Genomic DNA, 18,879 nt, shown 5'->3' on the forward strand with positions numbered 1-18,879 from the left:
TGGCGCTGACTTTCCATGAAAGGCAAGACAGGCATCTTTTTTCAAGAGGCAGGTAGTCCGTGTTCAATTTCTAAGATACAAAGCTTGTAAGAACAATTTAGACGATTGGTGTATAGCTCAAGGCGATACTACCTTCTCCAAGGTGAGTCCCAATGACACTACCAAAGGTATCAATTGGAATCTCAGAATTCACACCACTCTCAATCAAGAGTTGGTGCAAATCTGCCGCCTTTTGAGGAGCGTTCCCATGAATGACTGTAATACGGTAGTCCCCATCTTTTGTCAACTCTTTGATGATTTCCACCAAACGTTTGGTTGCCTTCTTTTCCGTACGGACTTTTTCGTAAACTTCAATCACACCTTGGTCATTAAAATAAAGAATGGGCTTGATACTGAGAAGATTTCCTAGAATGGCCGCCCCATTTGACAGACGTCCTCCCTTAACCAAGTGATCAAGGTCATCTACTATGATAAATGCCGAGTTATCAGCGATTTGAATAGCCAATTTCTCCTGAATCTGAGCAAAATCATCGCCTTGTTCTGCCCATTCAAAGGCACTCTCCACCATAAATCCTAGAGGGGAACTTGTGATATGGGTATCTGGAAAGGCAATGGTCAAGCCATCATATTCATCCAACAGGTATTGGATGTTCTGATAAAAGCCTGAAATTCCTGACGAAAGAAAGAGTCCCAAGACATGGGTATAGCCTTCATCTTTCAAGGAACTTAGAATCTCATCCAATTTGGCAATACTTGGTTGACTAGTTTTAGGCAATTCTCCAGACTGAGCCATTTTTTGATAAAATTCCTCAGCAGTCAGATTGACACCTTCGACATACTCTTCCCCATCAATATTGACAGGAATATCCAAGATAAATAGATTCTCTCTTTGCAGCGTCTTCTCCTCTAAATAGGCTGAAGAATCTGTAATGACAGCTAATTTCATGACTAAAACTCCAAATTGATCCCTGGAAGATCCAAGGCAATTTCTGTTACTTCATACGTCAAACGATTGAGCATGTTCAAACATGGACGTGCCAAGGTTTCGACTTCTTCTTGGTTAAATTCGCTTGGTTCGTTGACAATTCGACCTTCCACATGGTTAACTTGAGAAATTGTTCCGCTGATGACAAATTTGTCAAAGACAATCATGAAACTCAAGATAACGACTAAAGAAGTCACTTGGTTTTCTTGGTCATGTTGGAGCAACTGAAAGTTCACGTCTACCTTAGTTTCAGGAGCTCCATTTTCATTTTCCCATTCAAAGTTACGAGCATCAAAGTGATACTGGCTAACAAATTCTTGTTCTCGTTTAAGATTCATTTTTCTCTCCCATTGCTACAATTTACTATGCAATTGTACCACATTTTTATCATTTCATCTAGTTTTCTAGGCTTTAGTCAATTCCGATTTCATCTTTAACCACAGCAGCAATCGTATCTACATAGTAGTTAACTTCTTCTGTTGTAGGAGCTTCTGCCATGACACGCAAGAGGGGTTCTGTTCCACTTGGGCGGACAAGGATACGACCGTTCCCTGCCATCTCTTCTTCCATCTTTTCGATGATTGTCTTGATGGCTGGTACTTCCATAGCCTTTTCTTTCATGGCATTTTCCACTCGGATATTGACCAGTTTTTGTGGGTAAATCGTCACTTCTGATGCTAGTTGAGACAAGCTCTTACCTGTTTCTTTCATAATTTTGGTCAATTGGACAGCTGATAATTGACCATCACCAGTTGTATTGTAATCCATCAAGATAACGTGGCCTGATTGTTCACCACCAAGGTTGTAGCCTGATTTTCTCATTTCTTCAACGACATAGCGATCACCAACAGCAGTCACTGCCTTGTTAATGCCAGCACTCTCCAAGGCCTTATGGAAGCCAAGGTTAGACATAACCGTTGTTACGATGGTATTTTGAGCTAACTGGCCTTTTTCAGAAAGGTATTTCCCAATGATATACATAATCTTATCACCATCAACAATTTCGCCATTTTCATCAACAGCAATCAAGCGGTCACTGTCTCCGTCAAAGGCCAAACCAATAGCTGACTGGCTTTCTTTGACTAGTTCTTGGAGAGCTTCTGGATGTGTAGAACCCACATTCAAGTTGATGTTAAGACCATCTGGTGTCTCACCGATAACAGTTATTTGAGCCCCAAGGTCTGCAAAGATTTGACGAGCACTTGTAGACGCTGCACCGTTTGCTGTGTCCAAGGCCACTTTCATTCCCTCAAGAGGCGTTCCAGTTGAAACAAGGTAGCCTTCGTACTTGCGTAAACCTTCTGGATAGTCCACTAAGGTTCCCAAGCCTTCGGCACTTGGACGAGGAAGAGTGTCTTCGGCAGCGTCCAACAAGGCTTCAATTTCTGCTTCTTTTTCATCATCAAGTTTGAAGCCATCCCCACCAAAGAATTTAATTCCATTATCAAGGGCTGGATTGTGACTCGCGGAAATCATGACACCTGCACTGGCTCCCTCAGTTTTAACCAAGTAAGCTACTGCTGGTGTTGCAAGGACACCGAGTTTGTAGACGTGAATCCCTACTGATAGAAGACCTGCCACCAAGGCAGATTCTAGCATTTCTCCTGAGATACGTGTATCACGTCCTACAAAGACTTTAGGGGCTTCTGTTTCGTGTTGGCTAAGAACATAGCCACCAAAACGTCCTAGTTTAAAGGCCAATTCTGGCGTCAGTTCTACGTTTGCTTCTCCACGGACTCCATCGGTCCCAAAATATTTACCCATTTTGTTAATCATCCTTTTCTACTTTTTTATTTATTCTTGTTTAGACGAGTCTGGTTTCGTTTCTGAACTCGTTGAGGACGAACTGCTGGTTGAAGAGCCCGTTGACGAGGTCGTTGACGAAGAACTCGAGCTAGACGATACTGTTTTGGTTGTAATTTTCATAGTTGTGTCAAACGGCATAATGACGCTTGGTAAGACATTTCCATTTTTATCGACTGCTTGTAGAGGAACAGAGGACGAGTAGTTTCTAGTTATCCGTTCACTCGTCGGTAAGATGGCAATGACACGATCTACTTTGGAGAGGGTTTCCTCATCACTAATAACCGTTACTTTTTCATCTGATACAGTAACTGTATCGATTTTCACGCGAGAATCAATCTGACTAGGATCAATCTCCGGCACAACAATGACATTGTCTCGTTTTGCTTTTTTACCAACCTTCACTGTTATCTTTTGCGGTGTCGCAACAGCCGTCAAACCACTCGGTAAATTTTCAATAGTCAGAGGAACTTCGATGGTTCCTACACTAGCATCAGAAAGATCAGCCGTCACCTTAAATTTGCGGGTACTTTCCTGCATCTCACTCGCTAAAGCAACTCTGTTTGAGCCTGTTAGAAAGACCGTCACCTCAGATGTAAAACCACTGATAAAATACTGATCACTGTCATACTGAATATCAATTGGGACATTAAGAACTGTGTTTGTATAAGTCTCCGTCCGCACCTGTCTGGCACTGTTGCTATTCTGATAGTTTGTTGAAGTCGCATAGATAAAGAGGATGCAGGCGAAAAAGAAGGAAGAAATGATGTATAGACTATTTTTTCTCATGTTTCAATCCTCCTAGCAAGCGCTCTTTCAGACCTTGCTTTTTCTCTGATTTTGGAAGTAAGATTCTTCTTAACTCCGATTCAAACTCTTCCAAGGTCAAATCATGCTTAAAGACTCCATTATAGGTGATTGAGATTCCACCCGTTTCTTCCGAAACCACAAAGGTAAGAGCATCTGACACTTCCGACAAACCAATCGCCGCCCTGTGACGCGTTCCAAACTCCTTGGAAATCCCGGTATCTTCGGTCAGGGGTAGATAGGCTGAAGTGACGGCAATCCGGTCTTCCTTGATAATGACAGCACCATCATGCAAGGGAGTATTGGGAATAAAAATATTGATAAGCAATTCAGCCGAAATTTTAGCATCTAAAGGAATCCCTGTCGAGATGTATTCCTGCAAGGTTCTTACTCGCTGAACCACTACAAGCGCCCCAATCTTACGAGGACTCATGTATTCAACTGATTTCACAAATGCACGAACCATTTGCTCTTCCGCACTGATAGGGGCATTGGAAAAGAAATCAGTAGCCCGACCCAATCGCTCCAAACCAGTCCGAATCTCTGGTGAAAAGATAACCACTGCTGCAATCACCCCGTAGGTGATGATCTGATTGATCAACCAGGAAATAGTTGTTAAACCAATCATATTGGAAAGAATCTGGGCTAGAATAAAAACTAAGACTCCACGGACCAATATCATAATCTTGGTGCCTGCAATAGCTTTAGTAAAATGATATAAAATATAAGTCACAATGAGAATATCAATCAGATTGGTGACTATACTCCAAGGACTTGAAAACAAACTCGTCCAGTATTGTAAATTGGATAATTGTTGAAAATTCATCCTTGGCCTCCTCCCTGTCAAAACACTTTACTCATCATTATACCATTTTTTGCCCATTTTTTCCCTATCCTACCTCATTTTAAATTAAGCAAAAATATTTCACGAATATTGCTTTATCACTTTAGCTCTCTAAAAGAACTAGTATTGCCAAATTTTAAAAAAACGCAATTCATTAGAGACTCTTACAAATCTTTTAAAGTTCATAAAAAGTTCACAAAAAAAAGCCCTCAAAAAGGGCCACTAAATTGATGAGTTCAGCAGGCAAGAAACTAGCACGATCAGACGTGCTTTTTTGTTTCTCTGTACCTGGTACAAGTATAACATAAAAACTCGCTCATTTTCTAATTTTAAGCAAGTTTTTCCCTCTTACCCCCCACCCCCTTAAAAAAAACGTTAAATATCTGGACAGTTGCCCCCTCCCTCCGGTTCCCATTTCTGAAAATTTTCATGAATTTTCATAACGGGGGGTGTTTTACAATTTTTTTTCTAATTTCTAAACCCTGTTATTTTGACAAAACGGAACTAAAAACAGCTTTCTTGTATCTCTATAATCTCTTATGATTTCATTGTTTTATACATTCTATTGAATTCGCTTGCCAAGCTGTTCCCTTACTCTATCAAGCGTTTTATAAGATGCTGTTATATGAGTTCACTGTTACCTTAAAACAAGGAATTCATAAAAGAATACTAAAAAAGATAGGCGCAAACCTATCTTCATTTTGTTTATTGCCCAAAGAATTTAGAAATAATATTTTTCTTTTTCTCTGGTAGATCATTAAAGACTTTCCTTTGTTTAATAAGTTCTTGCTCTTTCCGATCTATAAAATCATCTACCACTCTAGAGATATACTCTGTAAATTCTTCAACACTATGTCCCTTGATTTTACCATCTTGTACTAACTCCTCTAGAAGCAAGTCACTCCATAAAACCATATCTGGAGAAAGATTATAGTGCTCCAATTCTTTAAGAATGGCCTGCTCATAGTATCGTTGTTGCCCTTTGTCAATGTAATAGTACTTGTCTTTAAACTTTCCTTCTAATAGCTTGACGCAATATTCTTCTGGCAATTCTCTTCTCAAAAAGCCTTCAGTGGTTACTGTAGAAGATTCCATAGTGTAAAAGCTCTGTAGTTCATTTAAAAATTCAAAGACAACAGAACGATAAAGTTTGTTTTCAGCTTTTAATGTTTCTAGCATATCAGCAACCAAGGGTAGAATTTTACTCTGAGAGAACTCCTTCCAGTCTTTAAAATATACTAATGACTTTTCCCTGATGGCTTTTTCTCGCTGCTTAAATTCATTTTCTAACTGATTTTCTTTTTGACGTGTTGTCAAAAACATATCGCTTAAAATCGAAGTGTAGTCTTGTTTATACTCTTCAATTTCGTTTAGTATTTCTTCTTTAACTTCCTCTTGCTTACTGAAGAATTCTGTAGCTTCTTGTTCATTCATTTTATGAAAAAGATTCTTCATGAGTTCATGAAATGGATTAACATAAACTAGATTATAGTCCTGATACAAAAGAAAGAGATTGATTACGTCAGTGCTATTCATCGATTAACCTCCAATACCTGGCTCTTGATTTTTTGAGAAATCAAGCTCCCAGATTGCAGCTGACTTTTCATCATGAGCCTTACCATAAGCAAATTGTTTAGCTACATAGAGGTCCATATCTTCAAGTGCTAGTGTATCCTGATAGCGTTGTAAGTTAATACCTCCACCTACAACTGCATCATAGCGCCCTTGAATGAAAGAAGTCGCCTTCCCTTTTTCTTGAGAGATTGAAGGAATGATTTGTAAATTTAGAGGTACCGCCTTGTTATATGCTGCGCTGTCTGTGAAATTAATTAGTTTCTTCTCAATCTCCCAAATTTCTTCTGAATTCACGACAAGGACAATCTTATTGGTCGTATCGACAAAACTAACTCCATCAGCTTTTACAGAATGGAATTTAAAAATCTCTGATACCTGGTTTACTGTTTCCTTGGGATTTTCAAAAGTTAATTTTAAAGCTTGTTTTTCTTTTTTAGGATAAGTAATATTTGAACCTTGTGCTACTCCCGTCAATTGTCTTGTTAGTCCTAGAGGTTTATTATCACCATCGCCGTTTAAAAACGCTTCTTCCAATGCAACCGCAAAGGATTCTGTCAATTGTGTTCTGACAAAGTTTTCAATCCAAACTGGCCCGAGTTCTTTGAAATCTTTCGGGATCACGATGAAAGCCGTTAACTTATGCTGGATTTCTTGTTTACTTCCAAAACTAGCTTTTAATTGCCCTTTGATTTCTCCAAAAATCTTGCCCCAAACTGCTCCACCACTACGCTCTGATGTCAAAAAGTTTAGGCGGATTCCTAGATTTTTTAGTCCAATTTTTTCAAGTAAGGGGTGTTCTGATTTTATATCTTCAAAAATTCTGTCAATCGTCTCCTCTGGGAGAAGTTTTTCCACCCCTTTAGGGATATTCTTATCAAATTCATTAAAGAATACCATTTCATTGCCCTTTAAAGTATTAGGCTGTGATGTAAAGCCATCTCCTGAATATGATGCAGTTTTAGCTTCTTCGATCATATGTTCCTGCAGTCTGTCTAACATGTCACCGTAAAGTTTTGTTTGTTGATCTTGTGAAGCATTAGTTTTCACTGCATTCATAAATGCCTCTCTAGCTTGCATGTATTCGTTTCTTGTTTGTCCTTTAAGTCTCATTGTCATATTTTTTATTTCCTTTCATTCTTAAGCAAAAAAGGTAGAACAAAAAACGTAATTTACGTCTTATGTCCTACCTCTTGTTTTCAAGTCAGTATTTAAAATTTTTGTTGTGTTTTGGTTTCTACCATGGTCACAACACCATCTGCAATTATCAACCGAATGTCGCCATATTCTGGTAACTTTACACTCTTAATTATACCACGATTTAGGAAGTAAATCCAACCTTTATGTAATTCGTTCATATATCCTCCTTTCTCTAAAAAGGTAGTCATTTTGGGATATCTAGTGACTACCACCTCCACCTTACAGCCCCAAGGGTTTACAAAAAGCGTAGTCAGGTAGTCACCTTGCTCACAAAAAAATAATAATAAACACCTTAACTCTATTTACTCTATATACTTTATAAATAATCTAAAATAACTACTTTTTAATATAAAAGTCAATCATATCAAAGGTTTAGGGGGTAGTCAGTAAAACATTAAAAACTACCCTTGTTTTCAAATCCTTTTGTTTAAAGGCTCTAGCTCTCTTCTAAAAAGTAGTCATTTTTTGAGTTAGTGACTACCCTAACTACCTTTTAGATTTTGAGTAACCAGGCTTAACACTTTTTCCAAATTTTAAAGATCGTTTGTGTTCCCATCCCTCTTTATTTTGCATGTACTTTTTAACCTTTGCTTTATCCTTTGGTGGTGCTTTATCAGTTAGATATACTTCTTGGAAGAATAGGTTTATAGTCATCTTGTCACGTTCTACTAGTTCGCCATATTTATCTGTCTCAAGTTCAATAGTTCCACCTTTGCTATTTCTAAAATAGCCCTCGTTCATCATGTCATAGATATAGTAATATCTGGTTCTGTCTGTAACTGGGTGATGGTACATATTTTTTGGAAAAGGTAAGGCCAAATAACGTTCCAAATCCTCAAGGGTTTCATCAGCAAACTTGTAACGACTTCTAACATCATTTACTAACTTTTCCTGCTCGTCTGTCAGCGTCAAGGACTTGTTTGACTTCCAAGCCGCCACCATAGCACCCCAAAAGGCTCTACGGTCTTTCTCCGTCCATTTTCTACCCTTATAGGAGTTATCTTTATGGACTTCTGCAACCAGGAAGCGCCTTTCCCCTGTTAAGTCATTCAAATAATCATGGTCATTAGTTGCTCTCACGATGATAAAACTCTTAGGGAGTCGCCTATCACTGGAAGCGTAAGGCGGTCTATACTCTAGCTTAGTTTCTGTGATGAACTTTTTCAACTCTGAAAAGCTAGCCTTTTTACTGGCCACCATTTCATCATCAAACACACACCAGTTTCTTACCATTCGAGCCTTGTCATCTTTATCTGTAAAAGTCTCAACGGTTGTAAAATACTTGTGAGTGAAAAGCCCCTCAAAAAATTGAGTCTTTCCCACTCCCTGCCGTCCAGTCAAGTCCAGTACAAAGTCAAACTTAACAGTTGGGTCAAACACCTTTGCAACTGCTCCACGAAAAAACAAGTCCATGATAATACGATTATATTCATCATCTTTGATATTGAGGTAATGCCTTAGAATATCAAAGGGAGCACGCTGATTCACTAACTCTTTATACTCGCTTTCGCATGCTTCTAGATAGTCTTTTAAAGGATTGTAGCTATGTTCTCCAGCTACCACTTCTAAAATATCGGCGATATCCCCTTTTTTATAGTCCATCTTGTACTTTGTAGCAATATAAGCCCTAACCTCTCTAATAATTAGGTCGTCAATGGTTCCGCTTAAGGTTCTACCGTTCAATTTTGTTGGTTTTGTCACATCAATTTCATAAGTAAAGGTGTTGTACTGTATAGCCCCTTTCAGCTTGCTATCTCCACTTAAAATCTTCTTGAGATTGTCCAAGGTTATGGCAAAGCCTTTCCCTTTGGTTTTAGGTGTTAGATGCAGGCTATTGTTTTCCTCATTGCTCTCCCTTGCTTGGGTCAAGTCCACCACGGTAGGCGATGCTCTTGGCTGATTCTCTTCAATGATTTTATTTACAATTTCTTCACTATTCAAAAGCTACCTCCTTATAGAATTTAGTTGCTACTTCTAGGAAATAGCTGGCTAGTTCTTTCCGTTTGACGATTGCAGAAAACAAGTCCACCAGCTGACTAAAACTGTAGCCATTCACAAATAGTAAACGAACAAAGACCGAAGTCTCATATCTGGTATAAATCCCGTTACAAATCAGGTCAAGAACCCAACCTTTCAACTCTACTCCCAGCCCCTGCCGTTGCTCTGTCAATTTGTTTACTTCTAAATCTTTCAGGATCGTCAGCAAGTCAGGACTAGCCAAAGCAATTTCCAATGATCTAGTTAGTTCCCAGCCCTCCTTATGGCTTTTATCATCTCTGATAGTTACATATAAGCCTTTGTACCGAAAATCTGTAAGTCCCTCACCTATCGGCTCGTAGTACACAAACTTATAGTAGTCCCCATTCTTCCAAACTTGTGTAGGGGTAGACTTGAGAAAGCCGAATAAGGCTAATTTGTCACTAGACAAGGTTAACTCTATCACTCTCATTCATCCACCCCCATAAATTTATGAATGTCGTCTACTAAATAAAATACAATTCTTGAATCTTCGTCGGGCGGTTGATAGCGCCGTAAGCCCAATCTTTCCCACTTACTTAGCGTATTGTCGCTGATTTTCAACTCTTGCTTGACTTCACTTCTATTCATCAACTTAAGCATTCTAGGCGGTATTTTCTCATGGCTTTTTAGGTAACGTTCTAAGGCTTCTAATATTTTGATTTTAAGTTCTTCAACCATTTTTTCAAACATCTTAGTACCCCCATGGCTTAACCCCTGCAAGTTGGATATATCGCCCATAATCAGGGCTTAAATCCTCGCTAGTCATTTCTATCGTCTGTGCACTTTCTCGCTCGATTTCGGCGCTTTTTTTACGGTCTCGGTGGTTTAGATAAAGTAACAAGCCAATCAATACCATCATGAAGATAACCGCCTGTGTGTTGGTCAAATCTAGTTCATTCATGCTATTTCTCCTAATCGATCATCATGCCACGGGTATATAGGGATGAGTCTGTCCATGAATCCAAAACGTTCTTTTTCCCTCGTTTTTTCTTTGCGATATCAACCGCTATGACCTCCCAAACATAATTTAACACTTGATCTGGAGTCATAGGGTAGTCATTCTCTTTAGTTATTTCAGCTAGGTATGTGTGTAAGAAAAGGAATCCGTCAAAGTGAGAAAGTGATTTTAAAAACTTAGTATCACCCCAAAAATTTCTATAATAGGATTCTTCTCTACCTTCCAGCCCGCCTATTACCTCAGCAATTACATTTAGTTTCATCTCTTCAGTCTGTTCCTTAAGCGTTTTTTGTTGCTCATGGTATTCTGTGCTAGTTAGTTCATTATAGATATCGTCCAAGTCATTTAATACCCTACTGATTGCTCTTTTAACTAAGATGTTTCTGACCCCTGTGAGATTTCCCTGTATTTCTTCTAGATCTGTTGAAACAGCTTCTAATTTATCTGCTAACATGTTTTTACCTCTATTTATTTGTTTTGTAATTACCTTGATGGCCTTTTGTTTGTCGTTTCCTATACAGTTTCTTCACCACTCCAAACGCTGGGCGATTGCCCCAAAGTGACCGTACGCTTGTAGCGGTGTTTCATGGGTAAATCACCCACATTTTTTCTAAACAAGTGCCTAGAATCGCCCTGTCAGCACTCATTTTTCAAAACCTTTTCTAATTGCTTGCCTGCTTTTCGGTTTTTTAGTTTGTCTTAGTTTCGTTTTCGATTTGATCGCCTAATCTTTTCCAGGCTCTATCAAAATCATCACGTTGGATTTCTTTGCTATGTAATTGCCTTGCTAACTCCATAGCTCTACGCATGAATCTAGCGAAGTGTGTTTTTTCTTCCATCCCTAGCCCTCCATCATGTCATAAAGTAGGGCGTAGTGTTTATCTGGGATTCTATCCAAGGCTTTCAAGCCGTCGTGTTCTGCTTTTTGTCTGGTTTCTGCCTTAACTGTGCTATCAAAAGCGATAGTAAAAGCATTTAACATAGCCTTGTAGCGGTCTACGCTCTTCAAATAGCGACCACGTTCCCCAAGTTCCTTGTCTTCCAGTTCTTCTTTTACAGTATCGTCCAAGAGTTCAAACTTAGTGTAAACTCCTTTTTCTACTTTAAAACCTAGTCGCTTGTTTTGTCTGAGATTGTAAAGATTAACCTTACAACTATCTAGGTTTCGATAGCCTAATACTCCAGCGATTTCTTCTAAATTTTTGCCCTCTAATTCGGACAATTTTTCAGCAATATCCTTGAATTTTACTGCTTGATGTTGTTTTCCCATTGTATACCTTGTCTTTCTATGCTATAATCAAGGTATAGAAAAAAATATCTATACCAATGTATTGTCGCTTGCCTCGGTCGCCAAACTATCAGCAAGTGACTTTTTTTGTTGCCTTTCTTCATGCTTTCTTTCCTGTCTGGGGGCTATAAAGCAAGTCTTTACTATCGATAAGATCCAGAATCCAGCTGAATCCCTGCTCCACTGTCTCAAGAAATGCGCCCAGGTCTTCACTGTCCAAAGACTCGTAGTTCATACAAAGATACTCGACTAGTTGTCTGTCTTTCTCAACTAGCTTTTTAAAATCCTTGAAATACTTGGGAATTTCTAAGCCCTTGGCATTTGTAACTGTCTTAAAATCATCTTCCATGGTTTTGCTCCTTTCTAATAATCTTCAGCAAGCCACTGCATGGCTTTTTGGTAAATGCTCGGCTTTACTTCGCCACCGTCTCGTATTTTTCGATAGGTAACCTGTGTAACTCCGATTTCTTCGCCTGCTTGCTTAGCAGTCAGTTTCTTGTCTGCTTGCTTTCGGCGGATTGCTTTTGCTTGTGTTGAGGTAATAAGCAATGAAGTTCCTCCTTTCTTTCGCTAACATCTGTTAGCTTTACATGTATTGTAGCGTATAACTGTTAGCTTGTCAAGAAAAAATATCAAAAAATGTGAAATTTAGTTAGCTTTTGATTATTTTATGATATAATCAAAATGAGGTAATATAAAATGAATCGAATTAAAGAATTAAGAAAACAGAAGAAAGTAACGCAGCAAGAAGTTGCAGAAGCAATAGGTGTAACTCGTAGAGGATTCCAAAAATGGGAAAATGGCGAAAGTCAAATTACTCTCAAAAATGCTGCTCAACTAGCTGATTATTTCGGTGTACCTCTTTCTTATTTATTAAATCAGGAAGAAGAGTGGGAGAAACTTCAAGAATTACACCGAAAACTCCCAACTGTAAAAGAATTTGATGAACTCCATTTCAAAAAACAAGAAAATCGCTTTAAAAGATTTGTTCAATTTGTATCAAACGAAGATATGAAAGTAAAGGATAGAAACCTAGTCCTAATATTTAACTTGCTAGTCTCTTCTGATGAAACTTTTGGAGTAAACCAGATATATCCCTTTCCATTAGATGAAAAAGATGAATATCATTTTACAAACCAAGAAAAAAGCGAAAAATAAGCCTCATATCCGCCTTGTTTCTTATTCTGGTGCAATTTACCGTCTGACTGCTTAAAATCGAAAATAAGGGGCATTCTCATAGCTCCTCGCATGGTATAAACTCAAAACCTTTTCTAATTGCTTGCCTGCTGATGGAAAAGGAGTTAAAACCATGAAAATTACACAACACACGAAAAAAGACGGATCAGCAGTCTACCGCTCCAGTATCTATCTTGGTATCGATTCTGTAACTGGTAAGAAGGTCAAGACTACCATATCAGCACGAACAAAGAAAGAACTCAAAAGCAAGGCCATTCAAGCCAAGGTAGAGTTTGAAAAAAACGGCTCAACAGTTACAAAAGCCGTTATCGTTACCACCTATCAGGAATTGACGGAACTCTGGCTAGAAAATTATTGCCATACAGTCAAACATAGCACCCAAGTAGGAACGAAAACTAACATAAGAAAGTACCTACTACCAGCTTTTGGAGAGTACAAACTTGATAGAATAACTCCTGCCATCATTCAGCACCAGGTAAACCAATGGGCTAAAGATTACAATCAACTTGGAAAAGGGTATCAACAATACAACCAACTGCACGCTTTAAACAAGCGTATCATGTCTTATGCTGTCTCATTACAAGTAATTTCTACAAATCCAGCTAGTGATGTCATTGTGCCACGATGCAAACCAAAAGAAGAAAAGAAATTGAAATATCTTGATGATGAGAATTTAAAGAAATTCTTAACGTACCTGGATCAACTGCCTAACACTTACAAAAATTTCTATGATACGGTACTTTATAAGACTCTTTTAGCAACTGGTTTGCGTATCCGTGAATGTCTTGCCCTGGAATGGTCTGATATTGACTTACAAGATGGAACATTAGAAGTTACTAAAACTCTAACCATGACAAAAGAGATTACAAGCCCAAAAACTAAGTCAAGCCTAAGAGTAATTGACTTAGACAATAAAACAGTGCTTATGCTTCGCCTCTATAAAACCCGACAAGCTCAGTTAGGGAGAGAAATAGGCATGACTTTTGAAAAAGTGTTCCCTAATACCTTTGATGAATACAGAGAAGCTGGCGGACTCCGTTTTAGACTTGAAAAGCATTTACAAGGCGCTGGTTGTCCTAGTGTTAGTTTTCATGCCTTTCGCCACACACATGCTAGTATTTTGCTGAATGCTGGAGTAGGATATAAAGAAATCCAAACAAGACTAGGCCATTCTAAAATTTCGATAACCATGGACACATACAGCCACTTATCAAAAGATAGCAAAAAAAGGACTGTTTCTATTTTTGAAAAAGTCCTCGAAAATTTAAAAAGTTCCTAAAAAAGTCCACAAATTATAATCCCTACTATCCAAGAAATAGCTATATCAGGGACTTTAAGCATTTTATCATATTTTAAGCAAAAATATGATAAAATAAACTGACTAGAAAAAACAAAGGAGAAATCATGTCTCAACTCTATGATATTACCATTGTCGGTGGCGGTCCTGTCGGGCTCTTTGCTGCCTTTTACGCCCACCTACGCCAAGCCAAAGTCCAAATCATTGACTCCCTTCCCCAGCTCGGTGGTCAACCTGCCATCCTCTACCCTGAAAAGCAAATCCTTGATGTGCCAGGTTTTTCAAACCTAACTGGGGAAGAACTGACCAATCGCTTGATTGAACAGCTAAACGGCTTTGAAACACCTGTTCACCTCAACGAAACCGTTCTTGAAATTGAGAAGCAAGATCAAGGATTCACCATCACAACCAACAAGGGAAGCCATCTGACCAAAACAGTCATCATTGCTATGGGTGGAGGTGCCTTTAAACCACGTCCGCTCGAATTGGAGAACGTTGAGGACTATGAAAATATCCACCACCACGTTTCCAACATCCAACAATACGCTGGTAAGAAAGTGACCATCCTTGGTGGTGGGGACTCAGCAGTGGACTGGGCTCTGGCTTTTGAAAAGATTGCCCCAACCACTCTCGTTCACCGCAGAGATAATTTCCGCGCCTTGGAACATAGTGTGCAAGCCTTGCAAGAATCATCTGTGACCATCAAGACACCGTTCGTTCCTAGCCAACTTATCGGAGATGGAAAAACACTCGATAAACTAGAAATCACCAAAGTCAAATCAGATGAAACCGAAACTATCGAAGTAGACCACCTCTTTGTCAACTATGGTTTCAAATCATCTGTTGGCAATCTTAAAAATTGGGGTCTGGATCTCAACCGTCACAAGATTATCGTCAATAGCAAACAAGAATCCAGCCAAGCAGGTATCTATGCTATCGGCGACTGCTGCTACTATGAAGGTAAGATTGATTTGATTGCGACAGGACTGGGTGAAGCTCCAACAGCTGTTAACAATGCCATTAACTACATTGACCCTGACCAAAAAGTACAACCCAAACACTCGACCAGTTTATAATAAAAGAACCACGGATCAACGATTCGTGGTTTTATAGTTCATCTGCAATCTTGTTTATTTTTCTGAGTCTGTGGTTGACACCACTTTTGGTCAGGGGATTGCTCAGGCTATCCGCCAACTGCTGGATAGAGTAGTCTGGGTGCTGGATCCGTAAGCGAGCCACCTCCTGCAAATCCACTGGTAAATTTTCCAAACCCATTCTATCTTTGATTTTACTGATATTATTGATAGTCTTCATGCTGGCAGAAACTGTCCGAGCGATATTAGCTGTCTCGGCATTATTGGCTCGATTGAGATCGTTACGAGTTTCACGCAAAATCTTGACGCGCTCAAAGTTATCACGCGCCTGCATAGCCCCAATCACGATCAAGAAATCCATGATGTCCTCTGCACGCTGGAGATAGGTAACTGCACCTTTCTTTCGCTCAATAACCTTGGCATCCAACAAAAACTGCTGAAGGAGAGAGGCTAGTCCATGGGCGTGGTCCAGATATACAGAACTGATCTCCAACTGGTACTTGCCAGACTCAGGATCTCGGATGCTACCATTTGCCAGAAAGGCCCCACATAAGTAAGCACGACCAGCCTCTTCATCTGCTAAGATATCGGGATCAATACCCGTCTCCAAACCAAAGAAGGAATCCGCAAGTCGCAAATCAGCTAAAAGCTCCTGCACCCTCTCATCTGTATAGACCGTATAGACACGATTCTTGCGAAGATTGCTTCTCTGATGGTGACGAATTTCTGACTTGATCTCATAAAAATGGAGAAAGGACTCATAAAGGTGCCGAGCTAACTTAGCATTTTCAGTTACGACTGACAAGGTCAAGCCCGAACTAGATAGACCGATACTGCCAGACATCTTGATAATGGCCGATAGTTCATAACGACTGAGATGGTGTTGACCAAGAATTTCCTCTTTTACTGCAACTGTAAAACTCATTTTCTCACCTGTATAATGCGCATCAATTCATCTACAATCAAATCGCCATCATGGAAGGCTCCTCCATTTTCCAAACGAAGGAAGTTGGATGAAATCACACGAGGGACCTGCTTGCAAAGACCAGCAAAATCATGCTCTACCTGAACCAAATATTCATCAAAACGGTTGGTATCCATGTATTCTCTAGGAACCTTCTCGATATTAACCAAGACCGTATCAATAAATGGCCTACCTAAGTGTCGATGGAGGACTTCCACGTGGTCACTGTCTGAAAAGTGCTCTGTTTCCCCACGCTGGGTCATGATATTGCAGACATAGGCAATCTCAGCCTTAGTCTCCAAGAGAGCCTGCCCAATCTCCTCAATGACAATATTGGGCAAAATCGATGTAAAGAGGGAACCAGGCCCCAAGACGATCATATCACTCTCTAGGATAGTATTGACCACTCGACGGCTGGCTTGGGGCGTTTCATCATCCAAGGTATTGGTCACATAGACATGGTCGATCATGCCGGGATGATCTGCAATGTGGCTCTCACCTGCCACCTCAGAACCGTCTTTAAAGACTGCATGCAGTGTCAAAGGCTGATCGCTTGAGGGGTAGATTTTTCCTGTTGTGTGGAAAAAGAGACTTAGCAGCTGCATGGCATTATAAGTGGACCCTTGCATTTCAGAAAGCCCTGCTATAATGATATTTCCTAGAGGATGACCTGCAAAAGCACCAGCGTCTTCTGAAAAGCGGTACTGAAAAACCTTCTCATAAAATTTAGGCATATCCGACATGGCTACCAGGACATTGCGAAGATCTCCTGGTGGTGTCAGCTGTTGGATATTCTTTCTTAGTTCACCAGAAGAGCCGCCATCATCAGCTACCGTTACGATGGCTGCGATATCAACATCCTTTTCTCGCAAGCTTTTCAAAATGACGGGGATACCTGTTCCTCCACCAATTACCGTTATCTTTGGTTTTCTCATGAACGGTTTACCGTTTCCTTTCTTCTGTCTTTGTCACGATGGCTTTCATTGACAGACCAGTTTTTAGCAAGGTCCTCAGCTATGCGTTTGGCAAAGGCAACACTACGGTGTTGTCCACCTGTACATCCTACTGCAATGGTTAAAACAGACTTGCCTTCTTTTTTGTAACTTGGCAAAATGGGTTCAATCAAGGCGAGTAAGTGCTGATAGAAACTTTCAGACTCTTCATGATTCATCACATAGTCATAAACTGCTTGATCCTCACCTGTCTGATTACGGAGTTCAGGGAGGTAGTATGGGTTTGGTAAGAAACGGACATCAAAGACCAAGTCTGCATCGATAGGAATACCATACTTGAATCCAAAAGACATGACTTCGATACGGAAAGACTGCGTTTGTTCTTGGTCCGAAAATTGCTCTGCAATAGTCTTGCGAAGTTCACGAGGAGTTAACTCTGTTGTATCAACCACATTTTGACTCATATTTTTCAAAGGAGCCAAGAGTTCGCGTTCCAGCTTGATACCGTCCAAGATACGACCATCTGCTGCAAGAGGGTGACTTCTTCTAGTTTCCTTATAGCGTGCTACCAATTCCTTATCAGCAGCATCCAAAAAGAGAATCTTGAAGTCCAAATCATCTTGGTTTTCCAATTCATCCAAGACAGCCTGAATCTCTGAGAAGAAAGAGCGACTTCGCATATCCACCACTAGGGCTAACTTGTGGTCGTCATCCTTGGTCTCTACCAACTGCAAAAACTTTGGCAATAGAGCTGGTGGCATATTATCAATCGTAAAATATCCTAAATCTTCAAAGGATTGAATGGCTACAGTTTTCCCTGCACCACTCATCCCTGTTACAATTACCAGGTGAAGTTGTTTCATTGTCATCATAGTCTCCTTATATCAAAAGAAGTTTGGAAGAACCAAACTTCAACTCGCTTATCCAATCTCAGCGATGACTTCAATTTCGACTTTCACATCGCGAGGAAGACGAGCTACTTCCACAGCTGAACGAGCTGGAAACTCCCTATTAAAGGCTGTTTGGTAAACCTCATTAAAAGGAACAAAGTCGTTCATATCGCTCAAGAAACAAGTCGTTTTAACAACATGGTCAAAATCTGTACCTGCTTCTGCCAAAATAGCTCCAATGTTTTTCAAAACTTGTTCAGTCTGTTCTTGAATCGTTTCTCCTATGATTTCTCCAGTTTCAGGAGATAAAGGAACTTGACCGCTAGCAAACAAAAGATTGCCAACGATTTTTCCTTGAACGTAAGGTCCGATTGCCTTTGGAGCTTTATCTGTATGAATTGTTTTTGCCATATGTATTCCTCACAATTTTTCTAAAATAGTATCCCAAGCTTGATCCATTCCTGCTTTTGTTACGGATGAAAAGAGTATAAAGTCATCACTTGGATCAAAGTTTAATTTCTTTTTAATAGCTGATTCGTGCTTGTTCCATTTACCACGCGGAATCTTGTCTGCCTTGGTCGCCACAATGATGACAGGAATCTCATAATATTTAAGAAATTCGTACATCTGTACATCATCTGCTGACGGATCATGACGAAGGTCAACGAGACTGACCACTGCTCGAAGATTTTCTCGAGTGGTTAAGTACTCCTCAATCATGCGTCCCCATTTTTCGCGTTCCTTTTTGGACACACGGGCATAACCGTAACCAGGCACATCTACAAAACGCATCTTATCATCAATATTAAAGAAATTAAGTAGTTGTGTTTTCCCTGGTTTTCCAGAGGTACGAGCTAGATTTTTACGATTAAGCATGGTATTGATAAAGCTCGATTTACCAACATTTGAGCGTCCTGCAAGAGCAATTTCAGGAAGTTCATCCTGCGGATAGTGGGACTTGTTGGCAGCACTCAGTAAAATCTCAGCATTGTGTGTATTGATTTCCAT

General features: G+C 39.8%; 25 protein-coding genes. 3 read left to right on the forward strand and 22 right to left on the reverse strand.

The annotated features are described in order from the left end of the window. Window positions 1-97 precede the first annotated feature (97 nt). The 17 genes from HMPREF0849_RS06745 to HMPREF0849_RS06825 all read right to left on the reverse strand — a co-directional run bounded on the left by HMPREF0849_RS06745 (window position 98) and on the right by HMPREF0849_RS06825 (window position 12,025). Window positions 98-946, reverse strand: a complete 849-nt coding sequence (locus HMPREF0849_RS06745) for a DegV family protein (protein WP_000762161.1) — start codon at window positions 944-946, stop codon at window positions 98-100. A 2-nt stretch (window positions 947-948) separates the two neighbouring features. After that, entirely contained in the window at window positions 949-1,323 is a 375-nt protein-coding gene (locus tag HMPREF0849_RS06750; RefSeq protein ID WP_001050092.1) for a DUF1149 family protein, read from the reverse strand. Between the two features lie 73 nt (window positions 1,324-1,396). After that, window positions 1,397-2,749: a phosphoglucosamine mutase gene (gene glmM, locus HMPREF0849_RS06755; protein ID WP_009013669.1), complete on the reverse strand. Its 1,353-nt coding sequence runs from the start codon at window positions 2,747-2,749 to the stop codon at window positions 1,397-1,399. Window positions 2,750-2,779: 30 nt separating this feature from the next. Continuing rightward, window positions 2,780-3,577 (reverse strand): CdaR family protein, encoded by a 798-nt coding sequence (locus HMPREF0849_RS06760; protein ID WP_001230933.1) that lies wholly within the window; start codon window positions 3,575-3,577, stop codon window positions 2,780-2,782. Then, a complete protein-coding gene (gene cdaA, locus HMPREF0849_RS06765; protein ID WP_001011078.1) occupies window positions 3,564-4,421 on the reverse strand; it encodes a diadenylate cyclase CdaA in 858 nt (285 codons plus the stop codon). The genes HMPREF0849_RS06760 and cdaA overlap by 14 nt, the downstream gene beginning before the upstream one ends. 723 nt (window positions 4,422-5,144) lie before the next feature. Further along, entirely contained in the window at window positions 5,145-5,975 is an 831-nt protein-coding gene (locus tag HMPREF0849_RS06775; protein WP_001089174.1) for a hypothetical protein, read from the reverse strand. A gap of 3 nt (window positions 5,976-5,978) precedes the next feature. Continuing rightward, complete coding sequence (locus HMPREF0849_RS06780; protein ID WP_000178748.1) at window positions 5,979-7,130, reverse strand: phage major capsid protein; 1,152 nt, start codon at window positions 7,128-7,130, stop codon at window positions 5,979-5,981. 92 nt (window positions 7,131-7,222) lie between these two features. Further along, a complete protein-coding gene (locus tag HMPREF0849_RS10320) occupies window positions 7,223-7,369 on the reverse strand; it encodes a DUF2292 domain-containing protein (protein ID WP_001003898.1) in 147 nt (48 codons plus the stop codon). Between the two features lie 328 nt (window positions 7,370-7,697). Further along, window positions 7,698-9,152: a virulence-associated E family protein gene (locus tag HMPREF0849_RS06790; protein WP_001083580.1), complete on the reverse strand. Its 1,455-nt coding sequence runs from the start codon at window positions 9,150-9,152 to the stop codon at window positions 7,698-7,700. Further along, window positions 9,145-9,660, reverse strand: a complete 516-nt coding sequence (locus HMPREF0849_RS06795) for a hypothetical protein (RefSeq protein ID WP_001263815.1) — start codon at window positions 9,658-9,660, stop codon at window positions 9,145-9,147. Before HMPREF0849_RS06795 ends, HMPREF0849_RS06790 begins: the two co-directional genes overlap by 8 nt. Then, window positions 9,657-9,920 (reverse strand): hypothetical protein, encoded by a 264-nt coding sequence (locus HMPREF0849_RS06800; protein WP_000462052.1) that lies wholly within the window; start codon window positions 9,918-9,920, stop codon window positions 9,657-9,659. The genes HMPREF0849_RS06795 and HMPREF0849_RS06800 overlap by 4 nt, the downstream gene beginning before the upstream one ends. Before the next feature lies 1 nt (window position 9,921). Beyond that, the gene (locus HMPREF0849_RS06805; RefSeq protein WP_001003768.1) at window positions 9,922-10,131 is read right to left on the reverse strand and encodes a hypothetical protein; all 210 of its coding nucleotides are present in this window, start codon (window positions 10,129-10,131) and stop codon (window positions 9,922-9,924) included. 10 nt (window positions 10,132-10,141) lie between these two features. Continuing rightward, on the reverse strand, window positions 10,142-10,642 hold the full coding sequence (locus HMPREF0849_RS06810; protein WP_000878911.1) for a hypothetical protein: 501 nt from the start codon (window positions 10,640-10,642) through the stop codon (window positions 10,142-10,144). Between the two features lie 235 nt (window positions 10,643-10,877). After that, window positions 10,878-11,027, reverse strand: coding sequence for a hypothetical protein (locus HMPREF0849_RS10565; protein WP_000391636.1), 150 nt, complete (start codon window positions 11,025-11,027; stop codon window positions 10,878-10,880). Window positions 11,028-11,029: 2 nt separating this feature from the next. Beyond that, entirely contained in the window at window positions 11,030-11,458 is a 429-nt protein-coding gene (locus HMPREF0849_RS06815; protein ID WP_000517934.1) for a hypothetical protein, read from the reverse strand. 118 nt (window positions 11,459-11,576) lie between these two features. Beyond that, on the reverse strand, window positions 11,577-11,825 hold the full coding sequence (locus tag HMPREF0849_RS06820; protein WP_000389126.1) for a hypothetical protein: 249 nt from the start codon (window positions 11,823-11,825) through the stop codon (window positions 11,577-11,579). Between the two features lie 14 nt (window positions 11,826-11,839). After that, window positions 11,840-12,025, reverse strand: coding sequence for a hypothetical protein (locus HMPREF0849_RS06825; RefSeq protein ID WP_000909283.1), 186 nt, complete (start codon window positions 12,023-12,025; stop codon window positions 11,840-11,842). A gap of 150 nt (window positions 12,026-12,175) precedes the next feature. On the opposite strand from HMPREF0849_RS06825, the gene HMPREF0849_RS06830 reads away from it, so the two are divergent. From HMPREF0849_RS06830 to HMPREF0849_RS06840, 3 genes are all read left to right on the forward strand, one after another. After that, window positions 12,176-12,634: a helix-turn-helix domain-containing protein gene (locus HMPREF0849_RS06830; protein ID WP_001079814.1), complete on the forward strand. Its 459-nt coding sequence runs from the start codon at window positions 12,176-12,178 to the stop codon at window positions 12,632-12,634. 151 nt (window positions 12,635-12,785) lie between these two features. Further along, complete coding sequence (locus HMPREF0849_RS06835; protein ID WP_000705445.1) at window positions 12,786-13,952, forward strand: tyrosine-type recombinase/integrase; 1,167 nt, start codon at window positions 12,786-12,788, stop codon at window positions 13,950-13,952. Window positions 13,953-14,077: 125 nt separating this feature from the next. Then, window positions 14,078-15,046 carry an NAD(P)/FAD-dependent oxidoreductase gene (locus HMPREF0849_RS06840; protein ID WP_000081039.1) on the forward strand — a complete coding sequence of 323 codons (969 nt, stop codon included), beginning with the start codon at window positions 14,078-14,080 and terminating at the stop codon, window positions 15,044-15,046. A gap of 31 nt (window positions 15,047-15,077) precedes the next feature. Here the strand turns inward: HMPREF0849_RS06840 and whiA are convergent, their stop codons facing one another. The 5 genes from whiA to yihA are packed head-to-tail and all read right to left on the reverse strand — an operon-like array spanning window position 15,078 to window position 18,879. Next, complete coding sequence (gene whiA / locus HMPREF0849_RS06845; RefSeq protein WP_000011295.1) at window positions 15,078-15,989, reverse strand: DNA-binding protein WhiA; 912 nt, start codon at window positions 15,987-15,989, stop codon at window positions 15,078-15,080. Then, a complete protein-coding gene (locus tag HMPREF0849_RS06850) occupies window positions 15,986-16,963 on the reverse strand; it encodes a YvcK family protein (protein WP_001231053.1) in 978 nt (325 codons plus the stop codon). Before HMPREF0849_RS06850 ends, whiA begins: the two co-directional genes overlap by 4 nt. Beyond that, window positions 16,960-17,850 carry an RNase adapter RapZ gene (gene rapZ / locus HMPREF0849_RS06855; protein WP_000178074.1) on the reverse strand — a complete coding sequence of 297 codons (891 nt, stop codon included), beginning with the start codon at window positions 17,848-17,850 and terminating at the stop codon, window positions 16,960-16,962. Before rapZ ends, HMPREF0849_RS06850 begins: the two co-directional genes overlap by 4 nt. Window positions 17,851-17,901: 51 nt before the next feature. After that, window positions 17,902-18,282, reverse strand: a complete 381-nt coding sequence (locus HMPREF0849_RS06860) for a RidA family protein (RefSeq protein WP_001140411.1) — start codon at window positions 18,280-18,282, stop codon at window positions 17,902-17,904. Between the two features lie 9 nt (window positions 18,283-18,291). Further along, window positions 18,292-18,879, reverse strand: a complete 588-nt coding sequence (gene yihA, locus HMPREF0849_RS06865) for a ribosome biogenesis GTP-binding protein YihA/YsxC (RefSeq protein ID WP_000405205.1) — start codon at window positions 18,877-18,879, stop codon at window positions 18,292-18,294.

Origin of the sequence: Streptococcus sp. C300 (genome assembly GCF_000187645.1) — a bacterium.
GTDB lineage: Bacteria > Bacillota > Bacilli > Lactobacillales > Streptococcaceae > Streptococcus > Streptococcus oralis_CQ.

Bases quoted from the DNA above. Each gene is read 5' to 3' on its own strand.
- HMPREF0849_RS10320 (WP_001003898.1), bottom strand. From the start codon at position 7,369: ATGAACGAATTACATAAAGGTTGGATTTACTTCCTAAATCGTGGTATA.
- HMPREF0849_RS06805 (WP_001003768.1), bottom strand. From the start codon at position 10,131: ATGAATGAACTAGATTTGACCAACACACAGGCGGTTATCTTCATGATG.
- HMPREF0849_RS06800 (WP_000462052.1), bottom strand. From the start codon at position 9,920: ATGTTTGAAAAAATGGTTGAAGAACTTAAAATCAAAATATTAGAAGCC.
- HMPREF0849_RS06750 (WP_001050092.1), bottom strand. From the start codon at position 1,323: ATGAATCTTAAACGAGAACAAGAATTTGTTAGCCAGTATCACTTTGAT.
- HMPREF0849_RS10565 (WP_000391636.1), bottom strand. From the start codon at position 11,027: ATGGAAGAAAAAACACACTTCGCTAGATTCATGCGTAGAGCTATGGAG.
- whiA (WP_000011295.1), bottom strand. From the start codon at position 15,989: ATGAGTTTTACAGTTGCAGTAAAAGAGGAAATTCTTGGTCAACACCAT.
- HMPREF0849_RS06860 (WP_001140411.1), bottom strand. From the start codon at position 18,282: ATGGCAAAAACAATTCATACAGATAAAGCTCCAAAGGCAATCGGACCT.
- HMPREF0849_RS06830 (WP_001079814.1), top strand. From the start codon at position 12,176: ATGAATCGAATTAAAGAATTAAGAAAACAGAAGAAAGTAACGCAGCAA.
- HMPREF0849_RS06780 (WP_000178748.1), bottom strand. From the start codon at position 7,130: ATGACAATGAGACTTAAAGGACAAACAAGAAACGAATACATGCAAGCT.
- HMPREF0849_RS06795 (WP_001263815.1), bottom strand. From the start codon at position 9,660: ATGAGAGTGATAGAGTTAACCTTGTCTAGTGACAAATTAGCCTTATTC.
- rapZ (WP_000178074.1), bottom strand. From the start codon at position 17,850: ATGACAATGAAACAACTTCACCTGGTAATTGTAACAGGGATGAGTGGT.
- HMPREF0849_RS06810 (WP_000878911.1), bottom strand. From the start codon at position 10,642: ATGTTAGCAGATAAATTAGAAGCTGTTTCAACAGATCTAGAAGAAATA.
- glmM (WP_009013669.1), bottom strand. From the start codon at position 2,749: ATGGGTAAATATTTTGGGACCGATGGAGTCCGTGGAGAAGCAAACGTA.
- HMPREF0849_RS06745 (WP_000762161.1), bottom strand. From the start codon at position 946: ATGAAATTAGCTGTCATTACAGATTCTTCAGCCTATTTAGAGGAGAAG.
- HMPREF0849_RS06760 (WP_001230933.1), bottom strand. From the start codon at position 3,577: ATGAGAAAAAATAGTCTATACATCATTTCTTCCTTCTTTTTCGCCTGC.
- HMPREF0849_RS06820 (WP_000389126.1), bottom strand. From the start codon at position 11,825: ATGGAAGATGATTTTAAGACAGTTACAAATGCCAAGGGCTTAGAAATT.
- HMPREF0849_RS06850 (WP_001231053.1), bottom strand. From the start codon at position 16,963: ATGAGAAAACCAAAGATAACGGTAATTGGTGGAGGAACAGGTATCCCC.
- HMPREF0849_RS06835 (WP_000705445.1), top strand. From the start codon at position 12,786: ATGAAAATTACACAACACACGAAAAAAGACGGATCAGCAGTCTACCGC.
- yihA (WP_000405205.1), bottom strand. From the start codon at position 18,879: ATGGAAATCAATACACACAATGCTGAGATTTTACTGAGTGCTGCCAAC.
- HMPREF0849_RS06815 (WP_000517934.1), bottom strand. From the start codon at position 11,458: ATGGGAAAACAACATCAAGCAGTAAAATTCAAGGATATTGCTGAAAAA.
- cdaA (WP_001011078.1), bottom strand. From the start codon at position 4,421: ATGAATTTTCAACAATTATCCAATTTACAATACTGGACGAGTTTGTTT.
- HMPREF0849_RS06840 (WP_000081039.1), top strand. From the start codon at position 14,078: ATGTCTCAACTCTATGATATTACCATTGTCGGTGGCGGTCCTGTCGGG.
- HMPREF0849_RS06775 (WP_001089174.1), bottom strand. From the start codon at position 5,975: ATGAATAGCACTGACGTAATCAATCTCTTTCTTTTGTATCAGGACTAT.